The organism is Streptomyces sp. NPDC047971 (genome assembly GCF_040653355.1).
Classification (GTDB): domain Bacteria; phylum Actinomycetota; class Actinomycetes; order Streptomycetales; family Streptomycetaceae; genus Streptomyces.
Genome location: NZ_JBEZNW010000021.1, coordinates 113,198 through 132,563 on the forward strand (window position 1 = coordinate 113,198; position 19,366 = coordinate 132,563).

Here is a 19,366-nt window from a genome sequence, read left to right on the forward strand (position 1 = left end):
ACGGGGTACGGGGTACGCCGATACGAGCGAGGGCGAGGCCCCGGACGGAGCGCGGGTGCGACCGGCGCCTGCCCGCGTCGGCCGGACGCGGCAACGAACCGGCACGGTCGCGGCGCCCCGCCCCGACGCGCTCTCCGCATTGTCCGACCGCGCCACTACGCTCGGCGCATGGGTCTCAACACGTCCGCCGAAGCGCCGCTGCCCGTCGGGGAGGTCTCCCGGCTGATCGGGGGGTGGATCGACCGGCTCGGTGCCGTCTGGGTCGAGGGGCAGATCACGCAGTTGTCGCGTCGCCCCGGAGCCGGGGTCGTCTTTCTGACGCTGCGGGATCCCTCGTACGACATCTCCATCGGCGTGACCTGCTACCGCCAGGTGTTCGACGCGGTGGCCGACGTGGTCTCCGAGGGAGCCCGGGTCGTCGTGCACGCGAAGCCCGAGTGGTACGCGCCGCGGGGGCAGCTGTCCCTGCGGGCGGTGGAGATCAAGCCCGTCGGCATCGGGGAGCTGCTCGCCCGGCTGGAGCAGCTGAAGCGGAGCCTGGGCGCCGAGGGTCTCTTCGCGCTCGACCGCAAGAAGCCACTGCCCTTCCTCCCCCAGCTCGTCGGCCTCGTCGTCGGCCGGGCCTCCGCGGCCGAGCGTGACGTCCTGGAGAACGCGCGGCGCCGCTGGCCCGCCGTCCGCTTCGAGGTCCGCAACGTCGCCGTGCAGGGCGTGAAGGCCGTGCCCCAGGTCGTCCAGGCCGTGCAGGAGCTCGACGCCCATCCGGGGGTGGACGTGATCATCGTGGCCCGGGGCGGCGGGAGCGTGGAGGACCTGCTGCCGTTCTCGGACGAGCAGCTGGTCCGGGCGGTCGCGGAGTGCCGTACGCCGGTGGTCTCCGCGATCGGCCACGAGCCGGACTCGCCGCTGCTCGACCTCGTCGCCGACCTGCGCGCCTCCACGCCGACGGACGCCGCGAAGAAGGTCGTACCGGACGTCGGCGAGGAGCTGGACCGGGTGCAGGGCCTGCGGGACCGGGCGCTGCGGACCGTACGGGGGCTGCTCGACCGGGAGGAGCGCGGACTCGCCCATGCGCTGGGCCGGCCGGTCATGGAGCATCCGCAGCGGATGGTGGAGCTGCGCGAGGACGAGCTCGACGCGCTGCTGGCCCGCAGTCGGCGGACGCTCGGGCACCTGCTCGACCGGGCCGACTCGGAGCTCTCGCACACCCGGGCCCGGGTCCGGGCGCTGTCGCCCGCCGCGACGATGGAGCGGGGGTACGCCGTGCTCCAGCGCGCGGACGGTTCGGTGGTGCGCTCCCCGGAGGAGGTCGCGGTGGACGAGGAGCTGCGGGCCAGGGTCGCGGCGGGCGAGTTCGCGGTACGGCGCGTTGTCGGACCGGACGCATAGGGTGGTTTCCATGGCAGCCACCACGGAAGAGGCGCTCGGATACGAGCAGGCACGCGACGAGCTGATCGAGGTCGTTCGGCGTCTGGAGACGGGCGGGACGACCCTGGAGGAGTCGCTCGCGCTCTGGGAGCGCGGGGAGGAATTGGCCAAGGTCTGCCGGCGTTGGCTGGAGGGCGCTCGGGCACGGCTCGACGCCGCGATGTCCTCTTCCGAGGACGACGAGACCGAGGACGCCGCCGAGTAGCGGGCCCGAGGACCGCGGCTTCGGAAGCCCGCGGTCCCGGTTTCCGGAGGCCCGTGGCCCCGGTGGTCTCCGGCGGTTTCGGGGCCCGTGGCCCGGGTCTCCGGCCGTTCCGGGGCACGCAGCCCCTGGATACCGGCCGTTTCGGACGCCCCTGGCCTCTCGACTCCGGTCGTTTCGGACAGCGCGACGATGTGAAGCGGATCACTATCCGCATAGATTAGTTGAAAGTTAACCAATCAGCGCCGTACGGTGAGGACATCGCTTGACCCCCGCAGCAGTTCGGAAGGTACGCAGCATGTCCCTCGCTCTTGACTCCGCCGCCCAGGACCTCCTCTTCCGTGAGGCCCGCACCGCCAACACGTTCACCGACGAGCCGGTGACCGACGAGCAGGTCCAGGCGATCTACGACCTGGTGAAGTACGGCCCGACCGCCTTCAACCAGACCCCGCTGCGCATCACCCTGGTCCGCTCCGCCGAGGCCCGTGAGCGCCTGGTCAACCACATGGCCGAGGGCAACCAGCCCAAGACCGCCGCCGCCCCGCTGGTCGCGATCCTCTCCGCGGACAACGAGTTCCACGAGGAGCTCCCGGCGCTGCTCCCGCACTTCCCGCAGGCCAAGGACATGTTCTTCGCCGAGCGCCCGGTCCGCGAGGGCTCCGCCCTGCTGAACGCCGCCCTCCAGGCCGCCTACTTCATCATCGGCGTCCGCGCCGCCGGCCTCGCCGCCGGCCCGATGACCGGCCTCGACTTCGCCGGCGTCCAGAAGGAGTTCCTGGACGACGACCACACCCCGCTCATGGTCGTCAACATCGGCCGGCCGGGTGAGGACGCCTCCCCGTTCCCCCGCTCCCCGCGCCTCGCCTTCGACGAGGTCGTCACCACGGTCTGAGCCCCGCACGCACGCGAAGAACCCCCGGACTCCACGAGTCCGGGGGTTCTTCGCGTTCCGCTACGCCTTCTTCGACTGCAGCGCGCCCGCCATCTCGGCCAGTCGCTCGAACGAGGCCGTGCCGGTCACGACCGTCGTCGCGCCGTTCTCCGTGCGGACCAGGGCGTCGTACTTCGGCCCCTCCCAGCGCTGCCAGACCTGGCCGGCGACCGTCTGGGTCTTCCCGGAGTCGGTGGCCTGCTGAGTCACGTCGGGGACGTACTCCTTCGGCTCCTCCGTCGACTGGTGGATCGCCACGTACTGGGTGTCCGGGGAGAGGAAGCCGAGCTGCCAGGCGTCGTGCTGCTCGCGCTTGTACGAGACCACCGTCGCCTTCCAGTCCTTGCCGAGCCCCTCGGGGGCCAGCACCGGGTACGGCGCCGCCCGCTGTGCCGTCAGGAGCTCCACCCGGTAGTCCTTCGCCTGGACCGGGTTCGCGTCCTCGTCGTGCGGAATGAAGAGATACATCACGCCCGCGGCGACCATGATCACGCCGAGGGACTGGAACATCCCGCGTACCGTCTGCCTGCCTCGCATACCTGCCACGCCCCCCATGGTCGCATCATGGTGTTGTGCTCATACGTGGGCCCCTCTGCTCAATTTGTCGACGTACCGATAGAGTCGCACCACCCTCTTTTTTCCGGCCGTCGCCGTACAGAAAGGTGCGCTCCGATGACCGAGCATTCCCTGCCGTCCGAGCTCGAGGTCTCCCCCGAGGCCCCTGACCGCAACCTCGCCCTGGAACTCGTCCGGGTGACCGAGGCCGCCGCCATGGCAGCCGGCCGCTGGGTCGGGCGCGGTGACAAGATCGGCGCGGACGGCGCCGCGGTCAACGCGATGCGGACGCTGATCTCGACCGTCTCGATGAACGGCGTCGTCGTCATCGGCGAGGGCGAGAAGGACGAAGCCCCCATGCTGTTCAACGGCGAGCGGGTCGGTGACGGCACCGGCGCCGAGGTGGACATCGCCGTCGACCCGATCGACGGCACCACGCTGAACGCCAAGGGCATGCCGAACGCGATCGCCGTGCTGGCCGCCGCCGACCGCGGCACCATGTTCGACCCGTCCGCGGTCTTCTACATGGACAAGCTGGTCACCGGCCCCGAGGCCGCCGACTTCGTCGACATCAACGCGCCCGTCTCGGTCAACATCCGCCGGGTCGCCAAGGCCAAGAACATGTCCCCCGAGGACGTCACGGTCGTGATCCTGGACCGTCCGCGCCACGAGGGCATCGTCAAGGAGATCCGCGAGACCGGCGCCCGGATCAAGTTCATCACCGACGGCGACGTCGCCGGCTCGATCATGGCCGTCCGCGAGGGCACCGGCGTCGACCTGCTCCTCGGCATCGGCGGTACCCCCGAGGGCATCATCTCGGCCTGCGCCATCAAGTGCCTCGGCGGCGTCATCCAGGGCAAGCTGTGGCCCAAGGACGACGCGGAGCGCCAGAAGGCGATCGACGCGGGGCACGACCTGGACCGCGTGCTGTCCACGAACGACCTGGTCAGCGGCGAGAACGTGTTCTTCGTCGCCACCGGCATCACGGACGGCGAGCTGCTGCGCGGCGTCCGCTACCGCTCGGAGACCGCGACCACGTCGTCGCTGGTGATGCGGTCGAAGTCCGGCACGATCCGGCAGATCGACTCCACGCACCGTCTGTCCAAGCTGCGCGCGTACAGCAAGATCGACTTCGACCGCGCGAAGTAGCGGAACACCCGCCGGAACGCGCGGCGGCGGTACGAAGAGGGGCGCCCCCATGTGCGGTGGGGGCGCCCCTTCCCGTGCGGTCGGGAGTCCGGGCCGCAGGCCCTGAGCCGTCAGCCGGCCGCGGCGATCCGGTCCGCTGCCGCCGCCTTCTTGAGCTCCACCTCGCGCCGCCGACGCCGGGCGAGGACGACTCGGCGCTCGGCGGCGGTGAGCCCGCCCCAGACTCCGTACGGCTCCGGCTGGAGCAGTGCGTGCTCCCGGCACTCGACCATCACGGGACAGCGGGCACAGACCTGCTTGGCGGCCTCCTCACGGGACAGCCGGGCGGCGGTCGGCTCCTTGGAGGGGGCGAAGAACAGCCCGGCTTCGTCCCGGCGGCACACCGCCTCCGTGTGCCAGGGGCCGGCCTCGTCCTCCCGCGCGGGAGCGCGCTGGGGCGGCACGGCGGCGACCTGGAGGGGCTGATGCGGCGGTTGCAGCACGGTCTACTCCTGACGACGGCTTCGCGAGCGAGAGACGATGCACCAGCCCTACCCGCTGTGCGCACGCCTATGCACTGCGTGCCGCCGAGTTCCGGAGTGCGGAACGGCAGGAGCGAAATCCGGTCAGGGGCACCCGTGGGCCCCCACGGGGACCGAGGTGCTCGCGGAGCGGGTCAGTGGCCCATGTGCTTGCGGAGCCGACCCTGCAGGTCGGTGATCCACTTGCCGCGCTTGGGCTTCGCCTCCACGTTGCCGAAGACGGAGTAGCCGTTGATCACGACGACCGGGGCCTGCGGGTCGGCGGCCTCCAGGTTCACGACCTCGAAGTTGCCGAAGACCCCGGTGCCGTTGCCTCGCAGGCTGATGTTCTCCGGGACCCGCACCTCGACGTTGCCGAAGATCGACGTGACGTTGATGGTGGTGAGCCGCTGGGCGAAGAGCGCCTCGGTCAGGTCGATCTCGATGTTGCCGAAGAGCGCGAAGGCGTTGGTCCTGCGGCCCACCCGCCAGCGGCCCTTGCGGGTGGTGCTGGAGAAGACGGCGACCAGGTTGTCGGCGGGGCCCGAGGCGTCGTCGGGACCGTACGCGTAGGACTGCTCGGGCTCGCGACGGACGCCGGAACCGGCGGGGAGGTCGCGGACGATCGGCTCCAGCTCGCCGACGGTCTTGGCGCGATAGACCGCGTCGATGCGCTCCGAGTGCTCCTCGGCGTCGAGCCGCCCCTCGGCCAGGGCGTCGCGGAGGATGTCCGCGATCCGGTCCCGGTCGGCGTCCGAGGCGCGCAGGGAGTCCCCCGGAGCGGCGGGAGCCGGCGGAGCGGGAGCCGGTTCGGCGGGAGCGACCGGCTTCTGGGGCTGCTTTTCGAGGTCCACGACGCCAGCGTAGCGAAACGCGATAGATCGCGACTAGGGGGCGCGGCCGAGACGCGCCACTCCTGGACACCTGTCCATATACTCTGGACACATGTCCAACATCCTTGCGAACGTCGCCGTCGGCCTGGTCGCCGCCCTGCACGCCTACATCCTGGTTCTGGAGATGTTCCTCTGGGAGCGCCGGCCCGGACGCGAACTGTCCGGTTTCGACGCCACCATGGCCCGCGCCACCGCGCCCCTCGCCGCCAACCAGGGCCTGTACAACGGCTTCCTCTCCGCGGGTCTGGTGTGGGGCCTGATCGCCGAGGACCCCACCGGACACCGGGTCCAGGTCTTCTTCCTCACCTGCGTGGTGATCGCCGGGGTGTACGGGGGTCTCACCGCCAACCGCCGGATCCTGCTCGCCCAGGCCCTGCCCGGGGCCCTCGCCCTGACGGCCGTACTGTGGGCGGGGTGACCAGCCCCCTCACCGACCCCCGCGCCGCCCGGACCCGCGCCAAGCTGCGCGCCGCCCTTCTCGCGGAGTGCGCCGAACGGCCCCTCGACGAGGTGGGGGTCGCCGCACTGGTCCGCCGGGCCGGGATCGGCCGGGCCACGTTCTACCTGCACTACACCGACCTGCAGGCCCTCGCCGTCGACGCCTGCGCCGATGTCGTACGGGAGGCGGTCGACGCCCTGCACGCCTGGCGCGGCACCCCCGCCCCGGACGCCCCGCCGGCCACCCTGCCGGCCTTCTTCGCCGAGGTGGCCCCGCATGCCCGGCTCTACCGGAGCCTCCTGCGCCCCGGTGGCGGCGGGCCGCTCGGCGAACTGCTCCACCAGGAGCTCCGCGCCTACAGCCGCCGCGAGCGCGCACTGGCCGGCGCGCCCGAGCCCGATCTCGTGGCGTCGGCGGTGGCGGCGACCTTCGCGGGCCTCCTGGCGGACTGGCTGCACGGCCTCATCGAGGCGACGCCGGAGGAGATCGCCGCCCGCACCTGGCGGCTGTTGATCTCCCTCCACCGCACCCCGCTGCCCTGACGCCGCCCGGCCCTGGCGGGTTGGAGCCACGGCGCAAAGGCGCCGCGTCCGGCCCGATCGGCGGCTGCCTCCGTCTGCCAGGGTGTGGGCACCGCGCGTGAGCGCGGCTCATGGGGTGGGGTGATCGGAGCGTGGAGGAAGGGTCCGGCGCGGCAGGGCAGGCCGCGTTCCAGTCGCTCGTGCTGCGCAGACTCGACGAGATCCGCGACGCGCAGCGTGCCGCCGGGTCCGCACCCGCCGCGCCCGTCGAGGGCACGGAGGGCGTCGAGGTCACCGAAGGGGCCGCCACCATCGCCGCCCGCTACACCGCGATCCAGCGCTCGGCCCACCGGGAGATCCTCGCCCTCGCCGCGGGCCCCGTCGTGGCCGTACCCGCAGGCGCCAACAACGGCCAGCGGGAGGCGATGCGGGCCGGGGTGCGGTACCGGGTCGTGTACGAGCGGGACGCCCTGGACCTCGACCGCACCGACACCCCGCTCCTCCTGCACGAGTGGTCCGCCCTCGGCGAGGAGATGCGGGTCGCCTTCGACGTCCCGATGAAACTCGTCATGGCCGACCGCGCCAAGGCGCTCGTCGTCCCGCCCCCGCCCGACGGCGTCCCGCCGCGCGCCCTCGTGCTCGAATCACCGGCTCTTCTGACGGCACTCGGCTGGATCTTCGACCGGGTCTGGGAGTCCGCGCTCCCGGTCCCCGTCGCCCTCGCCTCCGCCGTCGACGGTCCGCTGACGAGCGACGACAAGCGGCTCCTCACGCTCCTTCTGAACGGCTACACGGACCAGGCGATCGGCTCCCAGCTGGGCGTGAGCATGCGCACGGTGCAGCGCCGGGTACGACGGCTGCTCGCCCTGGCCGGAGCACAGAGCAGGCTGCAGCTCGGCTGGCACGCGGCCCAGCACCACTGGATCTGATCCGCGCGCTCCGCGACGCCGGTCCCCCGCTGTCGCCTTTACGACACGTCGTCAAACCGCCAGCGGCCAACCGCGGTTGGCGACCGGAACGCGTGGCACCGTTTCCGGCGTTCGCTCTCCCGGACACCGGAAGGACACGCATGTCCCGTCGCAGATCCACCGCGATATCCACCGCCGTTTCCCTGGCGCTCGCCGCGGCCTCCCTCGCCCTCGGTGTGGCGCCCGCCGCTCAGGCCGGCCCCGCCCCCGCGGACCGGCTCGGGTCCCACGACCGGGCACTGCTCGCCCAGTACGAGCAGCGGCACTCCCGCGCACGTGATGCCACGCCCGACTACGCGACCCTGCTGATCGCCGTCGCCGAAGGCCGTACCGCCGACGCCGAACGGGCCCTGGCCGGACTCGGCGTCGAGACCGTCCGCAGCGAGGCATCCGTCGGCTACCTCAAGGCGAACGTCCCCTTCGACCTCGTCGAGCGCGTCGCGGCCCTCGACGGGGTCGTCGCCGTCGACCTCGACGAACTCCTGGAGGTCGAGGACGCCCGCGCCGACGGGGACCTGACCGGGAAGACCGCGCCCCGGCCCCCGGCAGCCGAGCTCCCCGGGGCCCCGTCCGCCGCCACCCCGGACGACAACCCCTACATGCCGACCCGCGAGACCGGCTCCGTGCGATTCAAGGGGGACCACCCCGCGTACGACGGGCGCGGCGTCACCATCGGTGTGATGGACACCGGCGTCGACCCGACGCACCCCGCCCTCGCCAAGACCACCACCGGCGAGGACAAGCTGGTCGAGACCGTCACCGGCACGGACCCGCGGGACTTCATCGACCTGCTCTTCGACTCCAGCTGGTTCCTCATGGGCAACCGGCACACCGGCCCCGCGGTCACCGACAACCGCGGCAACCGCTGGACCACTCCGGACAGCCCCGGCCTGGCCGTCGCCTACAAGGCCACCGTCCTGCCCGGCGGCAAGCAGAGGCAGCTGGGTGTGCTGCACCGCGCCTCCGACGACGCGGTCTGGGTCGACACCGACGGCGACTTCGACTTCACCGACGAGGAACTGCTCCGCCGGTTCGGCAGCGGCCGCCAGATCGGGTACCTCGGCACGGACGACCCCGCCACGGAGATCAACGAGCGCATCCCCTTCACCGTCCAGACGAAGGTGATCAGCCCGACCGTCGTCGGGGTGAACGTCAACATCATCACCGAGGCCCACGGCACCCATGTCGCCGGCATCACCGCCGCGCACGGCATGTACGGCGGAGCCATGGACGGCCAGGAGCCCGGCGCCAAGCTCGTCTCCATGAAGGCCTGCCACGCGGCCGGCTGCTCCTCGGCCGCGCTCACCGACGGCATGATCGACCTCGCCACGACGTACGGCGTCGACGTGATCAACATGTCGATCGGATCCAGCCCGGAGTTCAACGACGGCCAGAGCGCCCGCGCGCTCGTCTACAACCGCCTGATCGACCGGACCGGCGTCCAGATCTTCCTCTCGGCCGGCAACTCCGGCGCGGGCACCAACGCGGTCGGCGACCCGACGGGGGCCGACAAGGCGGTCAGCGTCGGCGCCGCCGTCTCCGCCGGGACGTGGTGGGCGAACTACGGCTCCCAGGTCAAGGACGAGCAGAGCATCTTCCCCTTCTCCTCGCGCGGCCCGCGCGAGGACGGCGGCTTCAAGCCGGACGTCACCGCCCCGGGCGCGGCCGTCTCCACCACCCCGGACTGGATCGCGCCGAGCTACGTCCCGGAGACCGGGTACCGACTGGCGCCCGGCTACTCCATGCTGAACGGCACCTCGATGTCGTCCCCGCAGGCCGCCGGGGCCGGCGCCCTGCTGCTCTCCGCCGCCCGCCAGGCCGGGGTGAGCGCCACTCCCGCCGAGCTGCGGACCGCGCTCTACACCGGCGCCCGCTGGAACGGCAAGGCCGACGCCGTCGCCCAGGGCCGCGGCCAGATCGACGTCCCCCGGGCCTGGTCGGTCCTGGCGAAGGGCGGGGCCACCGCGCCGGCCCTCGACGTCTCCGCGCCCGTGTGCACCCCGCTCTCGGGCAAGCTCGTCACCCCGCACACCGGCCCCGGACTCTTCAACAGCTGCGCCCCGGACGCGGGCGGCCAGGCCGTCGGCGAGGAGCGGACGTACGAGCTGACCGTGACGCGCACGGAGGGCGCCGAAGGGCCCGTCCGGTACGAGCTGGGCCTCAAGGGGGGCGACGACACCTTCACCGTGCCCGGATCGGTGACCCTGGCGAAGGGTGTGCCGACCGCCTTGAAGGTGACGGCGAAGCCCGGCACGCAGGGCGTCCACAGCGCCGTCCTGACCTTCGACGACGAGTCCACCCGGGCCGCGGACCACGCCACGATGCTGGCGGTCGAGGCCGCCACACCGCTGGTGCCGGGGCAGCCGCTCGCGATCACCGGCACGGTGCACCGCAACGGGACCGTGCACTACACGGTCGCCGTGCCGGCCGGGGCGAAGAACCTGACCGTGTCGATGGACGGCCTGGACGACGGCAGCCAGACCCGCTGGTGGGCGTTCCGCCCGACCGGTGTCTCGGGTGAGAGGTCCGCCGCAGGAACCGTCTACTGCTACAACGGCTACCTCGACGGAAACGGCTGCGACCCGCGGACCCGGACGTACGACGCCCCCGCCGCCGGCGTCTGGGAGCTGGTCGTCGAGTCCCGCCGCACGTCCCCCCTGTGGGCGAACCCGTTCCGCCTGCGGGCGGAGGTCACCTCGTAGGCAGGCCCGGCGGATGCGGGCCCCGGCGACTCCGCCGGGGCCCGTCTGCTCCACAAAGGCAGGGTCGGCGTCGCCAAGTGAGCCTTACCTCACAGGATCGGGCCCCGGGCGGCGCTCTACGCTGGAAGGCGCGCCGCCAACGGAGGTGGCGCTGCTGTCTGCCGAGTGAGGAATGGCTGCCGTCATGCCAGAGTTTGCGTACTCCGATCTGCTCCCGCTGGGAGAGGACACCACGCCCTACCGCCTGGTGACCTCCGAGGGTGTCTCCACCTTCGAGGCCGACGGCCGTACGTTCCTCAAGGTCGAGCCGGAGGCGCTGCGCCGGCTCGCCGCCGAGGCCATCCACGACATCCAGCACTACCTGCGCCCGGCCCACCTGGCCCAGCTGCGCCGGATCATCGACGACCCGGAGGCGTCGAGCAACGACAAGTTCGTCGCGCTCGACCTCCTCAAGAACGCGAACATCGCCGCCGCGGGCGTCCTCCCCATGTGCCAGGACACCGGCACCGCGATCGTCATGGGCAAGCGCGGCCAGAACGTGCTGACCTCCGGCCGCGACGAGGAGGCCCTGTCGAAGGGCGTCTACGACGCGTACACCAAGCTCAACCTGCGGTACTCGCAGATGGCCCCGCTGACCATGTGGGAGGAGAAGAACACCGGCTCGAACCTGCCCGCGCAGATCGAGCTGTACGCGACGGACGGCGGCGCGTACAAGTTCCTCTTCATGGCCAAGGGCGGCGGCTCCGCCAACAAGTCCTTCCTCTACCAGGAGACGAAGGCCGTGCTCAACGAGGCGAGCATGATGAAGTTCCTGGAGGAGAAGATCCGCTCGCTCGGCACGGCCGCCTGCCCGCCGTACCACCTGGCGATCGTCGTCGGCGGCACCTCGGCCGAGTTCGCGCTCAAGACCGCGAAGTACGCCTCCGCCCACTACCTGGACGAGCTGCCCGCCGAGGGCTCGGAGCTCGGCCACGGCTTCCGGGACAAGGAGCTGGAGGAGAAGGTCTTCGAGCTCACGCAGAAGATCGGCATCGGCGCCCAGTTCGGCGGGAAGTACTTCTGCCACGACGTCCGGGTCGTCCGCCTGCCGCGCCACGGCGCCTCGCTGCCCGTCGCCATCGCCGTCTCCTGCTCGGCCGACCGCCAGGCCGTCGCGAAGATCACCGCCGAGGGCGTCTTCCTGGAGCAGCTGGAGACCGACCCGGCGCGCTTCCTGCCGGAGACCACGGACGAGCACCTCGACGAGTCCTCCGACGTCGTGAAGATCGACCTGAACCAGCCGATGGACGAGATCCTCGCCGAGCTGACGAAGTACCCGGTCAAGACCCGTCTCTCGCTGACGGGCCCGCTGGTCGTGGCGCGCGACATCGCGCACGCCAAGATCAAGGAGCGGCTCGACGCGGGTGAGGAGATGCCGCAGTACCTGAAGGACCACCCGGTCTACTACGCGGGTCCGGCGAAGACCCCCGAGGGCTACGCCTCCGGCTCCTTCGGCCCGACGACCGCCGGTCGCATGGACTCGTACGTCGAGCAGTTCCAGGCGGCGGGCGGCTCCAAGGTCATGCTCGCCAAGGGCAACCGCAGCAAGCAGGTCACGGACGCCTGCGGCGGCCACGGCGGCTTCTACCTGGGATCGATCGGCGGCCCGGCCGCGCGGCTCGCCCAGGACTGCATCAAGAAGGTCGAGGTCGTCGAGTACGAGGAGCTCGGCATGGAGGCGGTCTGGAAGATCGAGGTCGAGGACTTCCCCGCGTTCATCGTGGTGGACGACAAGGGCAACGACTTCTTCCAGAACCCGGCCCCGGAACCGACGTTCACCCACATCCCGGTCCGCGGACCCGGCCTGGTCTAGGGGGCAGGACGGATCGGGGCGCGAACCCGGTCGGCCGAAGCGCCCCACCCGGTTCCGACCGGGTGGGGCGCTTCTCCCGCTCGCCCCGCTCGTGGCGAGATCGCCGGGCGGGGCCCCTCGGGGCCCTGTCGAGGGCGCGTGGTGAAGACTTGGGGCCCTGACTCCGAGACGAACAGGCTGGACGGACACGCGTGAGACATCCGATACGGGTACGGAACCTGGCCCCCGCCCTCGCCGCCCTCGCGGCGGCCGGGCTGCTGACCGGCTGCCTGGGGACCGAGCCGGCCCCCGAGAGGCCGGCCGCGCGGAAGGCCCCCGAGGCGAAGGCAGCCGGGAACACCGTCGGCGCCACCGGCACCGCCTGCGCGCTGCCCGTCTCCTTCGCGCTCCTCCCGGACTGGAAGCCCCAGGCCGTCACCGTCTCCGACGGCGACGAGATCGCCGCCGCCTTCGGCAAGCAGGGCCCCGCCACCATGGTCTGCGAGGTCGACGCGAAGCCGGCCGGGAACATCGGCTTCCTGCGCGTCTGGAGCGCGGGGAAGGGCCCCGCCCGCGCGGCGCTCGAAGGGTTCGTGAAGGCCGAGAAGAACGCCTCCAAGGTCACGTTCAACGCGATCGCGGCCGGGGGGATGGACGCCACCGAGGCGACGTACACGGTCTACAACAAGATCATGGAGGAGTCCAAGGAGGAGCGCGCCTTCGCCCTCTCCACCCCCAAGGGCACCGTGATCATCCACCTGGGCGGACTCGACACCCAGGAGCACCGGGAGATGCTTCCCGCGTACGAGCTGGCCCGGTCGAGCGTCAAGGCGCTCTGAGGGCCGCGGCCCCCGCCCCGCGCCGAGTCCGGGCGGACGGGGGCCGCGACGCTCGCGACACGGCCTAGGCGAAGCGCTGCCCCGCCGACCCGTCGCAGCTCTGCAGGCGGATCGGCTGGCGCGCCGCCGACTGTGTCAGGCACAGGCCCGTCGCCGCCGCGGGCCTGATCGTCGCGCCGTCCCGTACGAACTTCTGGTTCGCGGCGCCCGAGCAGTTCCAGACGACCATCGCCGTCCCCGGCTGGTACCTGGCTCCGGGCACGTCCAGGCACCGGTCCTGGGTCAGTCCCGTGTGGACGGTCTGCCGCGCGGAGTCGTGCCACCAGCCCTGGTTGCGGCCCCCGTGGCAGTCCCAGCCGAGCACGGCGGTGCCGTTCCTCGTGGTGGCCGCGTCGACGTCCGCGCAGTTCCCGGTGGCCTGGTTCCTCAGCGGCCTGTAGACGTCGTCCCAGGCGTACGGGACGAGGGTCGGGGTCCCCGAGGAGTTCACGTCCGCGCAACTCGCCTCACGCAGACCCGAGTCGTAGATCTGGGTCAGACAGGACGCGAACGCCGCGTGGCCGCGGGCGTTGGGGTGGAAGGACTGCCGGACGGAGTTCTCGTCCGGGGTGCCGGGCTTGGAGAGGTCGATGTACAGGCCCCTCGCCCAGGGATCCTCCATGCAGACCTCGTGGCCGTGGAAGAGCCGTGAGTTGTCGAGGTAGACGGCTCCGGTGGCGGCCGCCGCCCTGCGCATCCCGCGTTCGAAGGCCGGCACCGCGGTGTTGCGGCCCCAGACGGTGTCGGAGTCGTAGCCGAGCCCGCCGCAGGCGAGCTTGCCGGGGAAGTTCGGGTTGTCGCGGAAGTCCGGGCCGATGGGGCTCGGGTAGCCCATGACGACGAGCTTGTAGTCGGCGTCGGCGTACCCGGCGTCGCGCATCACGGACTTCAGGTCGCGCACGGTCTGCTCGACCTTGGGCACGAGTCCGTCGACGCGGGCCTGCCAGCCGGGGGCGTACGTGGGCTCGCAGGGGCCCTGCAGGGTCAGGTACCGCGTGACGCAGTCGGTCATCACCGGACCGAACTGCAGGTCGTCGTTGGCGCCGGCCACGAGCAGCACCATCTTGATCCGGGTGTTGCGGGCCTTGATGGCGAGGTTGTCGCTCTGGACGAGTTCGTCGGCGTACTGCTTCGATCCACCGATCCTGATGTTGCCGCTGTAGGCGCCGGAGCAGGACACGTTGAACGTGAGGTCCGCGGGGATTCCGGTGCGGTGGACGGCGGCGTCGGGTGAGCGGTGGCACCAGTTGGTCGGCCCGTTGGTCGGCGGTTCGTAGGTGCCGACGCCCTCGCCGGAGATCTCGCTGTCACCGAGCGAGATCAGGCCGGTCCTGCGCTGGGCGAGCGGTCGCTCCTCCGGGCTGCCGTAGATCTTGGTCGCCTCGGCCGCGCGGATGGCCTCCAGCTCGGGCGGGAGGGGTACGGACGCCGCCGTACGGGTGCCCGTTCCGGTGTCGGCCGCGCCGGCGGGGGCTGCGGCTGCCATGGTGCCGAAGGCCGCGGCAGCCGCCGCCGTGGCCGCGATCGTCCGGCGGAGTCTGTACCTGGTGCGCATCATCGCGCCTCCTGGAAGTGGGGTTACCCACGGTTTTACTGGCCGGTACGTGCATGGGGAATAGCCGCAACAAGACAAGTGCTCACCTTTGTATGGAGGTTGACGACATGACCGACGCCACGACCGACGACCACCGCATCGAGCACGACTCGATGGGCGAGGTACGCGTCCCCCGGCACGCCAAGTGGCGGGCGCAGACCCAGCGGGCGGTGGAGAACTTCCCCGTCTCGGGGCAACGGCTCGAACGGGCCCACATCGAGGCCCTCGCCCGGATCAAGGCCGCGGCCGCCAAGGTCAACGCCGAGCTCGGGGTCATCGACGGCGACCTCGCCACGGCCATCCAGGAGGCGGCGGCCGAGGTCGCCGAGGGCCGCTGGGACGACCACTTCCCCGTCGACGTCTTCCAGACCGGTTCGGGCACCTCGTCCAACATGAACGCCAACGAGGTCATCGCCACCCTCGCCACCGAGCGGCTGAGCGGCCTCCCCGGGGACCGGAGCGTCCACCCCAACGACCATGTGAACGCGTCCCAGTCGTCCAACGACGTCTTCCCCTCCTCCATCCACATCGCCGCCACGGCCGCCGTCACCCGTGATCTGATCCCGGCCCTCGACCATCTGGCCGGATCCCTGGAGCGGAAATCAGCCGAATTCGCGGACGTGGTGAAGTCCGGTCGCACGCATCTGATGGACGCCACGCCGGTGACGCTCGGACAGGAGTTCGGCGGCTACGCGGCCCAGGTCCGGTACGGCATCGAGCGGCTGCGCGCCTCGCTGCCCCGGCTCGCCGAGCTCCCCCTCGGCGGCACGGCGGTGGGCACCGGCATCAACACGCCGCCCGGGTTCTCCGCCGCGGTCATCGCGGAGATCGCCGACGCGACCGGTCTGCCGCTCACCGAGGCCCGCGACCACTTCGAGGCGCAGGGTGCCCGGGACGGCCTGGTGGAGACGTCCGGGCAGCTCAGGACCATCGCCGTCGGCCTCACCAAGATCTCCAACGATCTGCGCTGGATGGCGAGCGGCCCGCGCACGGGCCTCGCCGAGATCAACCTCCCCGACCTCCAGCCCGGCTCCTCGATCATGCCGGGCAAGGTGAACCCGGTCGTCCCCGAGGCGGTCCTCATGGTCGCCGCGCAGGTGACCGGCAACGACACCACGGTGGCGGTCGCCGGCGCGGCGGGGAACTTCGAGCTCAACGTCATGCTCCCGGTGATCGCCAAGAACCTCCTGGAGTCCGTACGGCTGCTCGCCAACGCGTCCCGCCTCCTCGCGGACCGGACGGTCGACGGCATCACCGCCAACGCCGAGCGGGCCCGGGAGTACGCCGAGTCCTCGCCCTCCGTCGTCACCCCGCTGAACAAGTACATCGGCTACGAGGAGGCCGCGAAGGTGGCCAAGAAGTCCCTGGCGGAGCGGAAGACCATCCGGCAGGTGGTGCTCGAATCCGGCTATGTGGAGCGCGGCGACCTCACGGTCGAACAACTCGACGAAGCGCTCGACGTGCTGCGTATGACTCATCCGTGACCTGTACCGCAGCGACCGGGAGGGCTCGCCCCTAAGATCTGCGCATGACAGGATCGGGCGGCACTCAGCACTGGGCACCGGGGGAGCACATCCTCTGGCGCTACCGCGGCAACGGCTCCGGCGCGGTGCACATCTGCCGCCCGGTGACCGTCGTCCAGGACACCCCCGAGCTGCTCGCCGTGTGGATGGCCCCCGGCACGGAGTGCGTCAAGCCCGTGCTCGTCGACGGAACGCCCGTGCACGAGGAGCCGCTCGCCACCCGGTACACCGCCCCGCGCACCACCGCCCGCGCGCGCTGGTTCGGCACGGGGGTGCTGAAACTGGCCGGACCGACCGAACCCTGGTCGGTCTGGCTGTTCTGGGATCGCGGCTGGCACTTCCGCAGCTGGTACGTGAACCTGGAGGAGCCGCGGACCCGGTGGTCCGGCGGCATCGACTCCGAGGACCACTTCCTCGACATCTCCGTCTTCCCCGACCGCAGCTGGCTGTGGCGGGACGAGGACGAGTTCGCGCAGGCCCAGCGGGCCGGACTGATGGACGCGGCGCAGGCCGCGCGGGTGCGGGCGGCGGGCCGCGCCGCGGTCGAGGTGATCGGGGCCTGGGGCACGCCGTTCTCCGACGGCTGGGAGGACTGGCGGCCCGATCCCCGGTGGACCGTGCCCGAGCTGCCCTCGGACTGGGATCGCACTCCGGCGCACACGGCACCGTGAGACCCTTGATGCGCCCCCGGGGTGCAAACGTAGGATCGTCCTCCGCAAGGCGGTGATCAACCGAACGAGGCGTCAACCACAGAGCACAGCGCAGGACCTGACCGTAAGTCATTCTGAGGGGGAGAGCAGTGCCGGACGTGTGCCCGGGTGTGCCGACCCCTGTCGTAGCCGCTGCTCGCGGGGCATTCAGATCCACCGCGCGCCAGGGGTTTATCCCCGGTGAAGGCGCGGCATCGGCGAGAAGAGCGAGTGCATCGCACCACCGGCCCGGACGGACGGAATCCCACGCGTGACGGAGCATCCCACCTCCCACGAAGGCCGGCAGCCGCTGGCTGCCCGGTCGCACGAGCGCACCCGCCCCCGCCAGGAAGCGGCCGAGGCCCCGGTGCCGGCGCAGCCCGGCGCGGCCGGTCAGCGTGCCGCCGCGGACGCCCGCTCCGGCGACAGCGCGGGCCGCGCCGGTTCGGGAGCACCCGTGCCCGGTCAGGTGACGCCACCCACGTCGGCCTCCGCGGGAGCCACGCCGCCAGGACGCGACGGCACGTCGGCCGAGCGCGGCGGCGCGCCCGGCCACGGGGCCGCACCGGCCGGACGGGACGGCGCGCCCACCGGTCAGACGGACGAAACGGCGGCGCACGGCGGCGGATCGGCCGACCGCGGAGCCGGATCGGCGGACCCGGTCGCTCCCGGAACCGGGACCCCCGGGCAGGGCGGGGTGTCTCCCGCCCCCACGGCCGCGATGGCCGTGAACGTCACTCCGGGGGCGGCGCCGCAGGACGTGCTGGCCGCGCGGCGCGAGGGCGACCGGCTGCGGTTCGTGGGCGCGGCGACCCGGCGCATCGCGCGCGGGATAGACCTCGACGAGATCGTGCTCGGGCTGTGCCGGGCGACCGTGCCGACCTTCTCCGACGCGATCCTGGTCTATCTCCGTGACCCGCTGCCGGTGGGTGACGAGCGTCCGGTCGCGCCGTTCGTGCTGCGGCTGCGCCGCACGGACCGGCTGCGTTTAGCCGAGGTGGAGGGCGAGGAGCTGACGCTCGTCCCCGACCCCGACCCGACCCCGGCCGCCGAGCTGTGCGAGGTCCGTTCCGGCGGTGCGCTCGCCGAGGTGCTGCGCGGGGTGCGGCCGGTCTTCGGCGACTCCGCCGCCGCCCGCGCCGCGCTGCCCGAACTGCTCGGGCCCCAGCACGTCCTGCCCGGCGGTCACCGGGCGATCCTCGCCCCGCTGCGGGGCCGCCGCCGGGTGATCGGCGCGGCGGTCTTCCTGCGCCGGCCGGAGCGGCCCGGCTTCGAGCCGAACGACCTCCTGGTCGCGGCGCAGCTGGCGACCCACACCGCGCTCGGCATCGACAAGGCCGTGCTGTACGGCCGCGAGGCGTACATCGCCGACGAGCTCCAGCGCACGATGCTGCCGGACTCGCTGCCGCAGCCGACCGGTGTCCGGCTCGCCTCCCGCTATCTCCCGGCCGCGGAGACGGCCCGGGTCGGCGGTGACTGGTACGACGCGATCCCGCTGCCCGGCAGCCGGGTGGCCCTCGTCGTCGGCGATGTCATGGGCCACTCCATGACCTCCGCGGCGATCATGGGTCAGCTGCGGACCACGGCGCAGACCCTGGCCGGGCTCGACCTGCCGCCGCAGGAGGTGCTGCACCATCTGGACGAGCAGGCGCAGCGGCTGGGCCAGGACCGGATGGCGACCTGCATGTACGCGGTGTACGACCCGGTCTCGCACCGGATCACCATCGCCAACGCCGGCCATCCGCCGCCGATACTGCTGCACCTCGGCGGCCGCGCGGAGGTCCTGCGCGTACCTCCGGGGGCGCCGATCGGCGTGGGCGGGGTCGACTTCGAGGCGGTGGAGCTGGACGCCCCGGCGGGCGCCACGCTGCTCCTCTACACGGACGGCCTGGTGGAGTCCCGGCTGCGGGACGTGTGGACCGGGATAGAGCAGCTGCGGGAGCGCCTCGCGACGACCGCGCAGCTGACCGGCCCGGATCACTCGCCGCCGCTGGAAGCGCTCTGCGACGACGTGCTCGACATGCTCGGCCCGGGTGACCGGGACGACGACATCGCGCTGCTCGCGGCCCGGTTCGACGGGATCGCGCCCAGTGACGTGGCGTACTGGTTCCTGGAACCGGAGGACGCGGCTCCGGGGCGCGCCCGGCGGCTCGCGCGACGCGCGCTGGCCCGCTGGGACCTGGAGGAGCTGTCGGACTCGGTCGAGCTGCTGATCAGCGAGGTCGTGACGAACGCCGTGCGGTACGCGGAGCGGCCGGTGACCCTGCGGCTGCTGAAGACCGATGTCCTGCGCTGCGAGGTGGGCGACGACTCCCCGCAGCTGCCACGGCAGCGCCGGGCGCGGGACACCGACGAGGGCGGGCGCGGTCTGTTCCTGGTGAACCGGCTGGCCCGGCGGTGGGGGGCGACACGGCTGTCGGGCGGCAAGGTGGTCTGGTTCGAACTGCCCACCCGCACGTAGAGCCACCGAGCGCGGAGCCGCACCGGCGGAGCGGCACGGTTCGAGAAACGGCGAAGGCCGGACCCGGGTCCCGGGTCCGGCCGAACCCCGGGAACCGCGCGG

General features: G+C 72.2%; 17 protein-coding genes. 13 read left to right on the plus strand and 4 right to left on the minus strand.

What is annotated here, in order from left to right:
• The first annotated feature begins 168 nt into the window (after window positions 1-168).
• From xseA to AB0D99_RS21020, 3 genes are all read left to right on the plus strand, one after another.
• Entirely contained in the window at window positions 169-1,389 is a 1,221-nt protein-coding gene (xseA, locus tag AB0D99_RS21010) for an exodeoxyribonuclease VII large subunit (protein WP_362364013.1), read from the plus strand.
• Window positions 1,390-1,399: 10 nt separating this feature from the next.
• Window positions 1,400-1,633: an exodeoxyribonuclease VII small subunit gene (locus AB0D99_RS21015; RefSeq protein WP_362364016.1), complete on the plus strand. Its 234-nt coding sequence runs from the start codon at window positions 1,400-1,402 to the stop codon at window positions 1,631-1,633.
• 295 nt (window positions 1,634-1,928) lie between these two features.
• Window positions 1,929-2,522: a malonic semialdehyde reductase gene (locus AB0D99_RS21020; protein ID WP_362364019.1), complete on the plus strand. Its 594-nt coding sequence runs from the start codon at window positions 1,929-1,931 to the stop codon at window positions 2,520-2,522.
• A 60-nt stretch (window positions 2,523-2,582) separates the two neighbouring features.
• On the opposite strand, the gene AB0D99_RS21025 is transcribed toward AB0D99_RS21020, so the two are convergent.
• Complete coding sequence (locus AB0D99_RS21025; protein WP_362364021.1) at window positions 2,583-3,116, minus strand: DUF4245 domain-containing protein; 534 nt, start codon at window positions 3,114-3,116, stop codon at window positions 2,583-2,585.
• Window positions 3,117-3,233: 117 nt separating this feature from the next.
• On the opposite strand from AB0D99_RS21025, the gene glpX reads away from it, so the two are divergent.
• Window positions 3,234-4,265, plus strand: a complete 1,032-nt coding sequence (gene glpX, locus AB0D99_RS21030) for a class II fructose-bisphosphatase (RefSeq protein ID WP_362364024.1) — start codon at window positions 3,234-3,236, stop codon at window positions 4,263-4,265.
• Window positions 4,266-4,375: 110 nt separating this feature from the next.
• On the opposite strand, the gene AB0D99_RS21035 is transcribed toward glpX, so the two are convergent.
• Both AB0D99_RS21035 and AB0D99_RS21040 read right to left on the minus strand, forming a co-directional pair.
• Window positions 4,376-4,747: a WhiB family transcriptional regulator gene (locus AB0D99_RS21035; protein WP_362364027.1), complete on the minus strand. Its 372-nt coding sequence runs from the start codon at window positions 4,745-4,747 to the stop codon at window positions 4,376-4,378.
• A 173-nt stretch (window positions 4,748-4,920) separates the two neighbouring features.
• On the minus strand, window positions 4,921-5,619 hold the full coding sequence (locus tag AB0D99_RS21040) for a DUF1707 domain-containing protein (RefSeq protein ID WP_362364030.1): 699 nt from the start codon (window positions 5,617-5,619) through the stop codon (window positions 4,921-4,923).
• Between the two features lie 91 nt (window positions 5,620-5,710).
• Here AB0D99_RS21040 and AB0D99_RS21045 point away from each other — a divergent pair, with 91 nt between their 5' ends.
• From AB0D99_RS21045 to AB0D99_RS21070, 6 genes are all read left to right on the plus strand, one after another.
• A complete protein-coding gene (locus tag AB0D99_RS21045; RefSeq protein WP_362364033.1) occupies window positions 5,711-6,076 on the plus strand; it encodes a DUF1304 domain-containing protein in 366 nt (121 codons plus the stop codon).
• Window positions 6,073-6,639 (plus strand): TetR/AcrR family transcriptional regulator, encoded by a 567-nt coding sequence (locus AB0D99_RS21050; protein WP_362364036.1) that lies wholly within the window; start codon window positions 6,073-6,075, stop codon window positions 6,637-6,639. The genes AB0D99_RS21045 and AB0D99_RS21050 overlap by 4 nt, the downstream gene beginning before the upstream one ends.
• Before the next feature lie 131 nt (window positions 6,640-6,770).
• Entirely contained in the window at window positions 6,771-7,547 is a 777-nt protein-coding gene (locus tag AB0D99_RS21055) for a helix-turn-helix transcriptional regulator (RefSeq protein WP_362364039.1), read from the plus strand.
• Between the two features lie 140 nt (window positions 7,548-7,687).
• Entirely contained in the window at window positions 7,688-10,288 is a 2,601-nt protein-coding gene (locus tag AB0D99_RS21060; protein ID WP_362364042.1) for a S8 family serine peptidase, read from the plus strand.
• A gap of 184 nt (window positions 10,289-10,472) precedes the next feature.
• Window positions 10,473-12,140: a fumarate hydratase gene (locus AB0D99_RS21065; RefSeq protein WP_362364045.1), complete on the plus strand. Its 1,668-nt coding sequence runs from the start codon at window positions 10,473-10,475 to the stop codon at window positions 12,138-12,140.
• A gap of 191 nt (window positions 12,141-12,331) precedes the next feature.
• Entirely contained in the window at window positions 12,332-12,958 is a 627-nt protein-coding gene (locus tag AB0D99_RS21070; protein WP_362364048.1) for a lipoprotein, read from the plus strand.
• A 64-nt stretch (window positions 12,959-13,022) separates the two neighbouring features.
• On the opposite strand, the gene AB0D99_RS21075 is transcribed toward AB0D99_RS21070, so the two are convergent.
• Entirely contained in the window at window positions 13,023-14,555 is a 1,533-nt protein-coding gene (locus tag AB0D99_RS21075) for a ricin-type beta-trefoil lectin domain protein (protein ID WP_362364051.1), read from the minus strand.
• Window positions 14,556-14,659: 104 nt separating this feature from the next.
• Between AB0D99_RS21075 and AB0D99_RS21080 the strand changes: the two genes are divergently transcribed.
• From AB0D99_RS21080 to AB0D99_RS21090, 3 genes are all read left to right on the plus strand, one after another.
• On the plus strand, window positions 14,660-16,075 hold the full coding sequence (locus AB0D99_RS21080) for a class II fumarate hydratase (protein ID WP_362364054.1): 1,416 nt from the start codon (window positions 14,660-14,662) through the stop codon (window positions 16,073-16,075).
• A 44-nt stretch (window positions 16,076-16,119) separates the two neighbouring features.
• The gene (locus tag AB0D99_RS21085; RefSeq protein ID WP_362364057.1) at window positions 16,120-16,785 is read left to right on the plus strand and encodes a DUF402 domain-containing protein; all 666 of its coding nucleotides are present in this window, start codon (window positions 16,120-16,122) and stop codon (window positions 16,783-16,785) included.
• 289 nt (window positions 16,786-17,074) lie between these two features.
• Window positions 17,075-19,264 (plus strand): SpoIIE family protein phosphatase, encoded by a 2,190-nt coding sequence (locus AB0D99_RS21090; protein ID WP_362364060.1) that lies wholly within the window; start codon window positions 17,075-17,077, stop codon window positions 19,262-19,264.
• The last annotated feature ends 102 nt before the right edge of the window (window positions 19,265-19,366 follow it).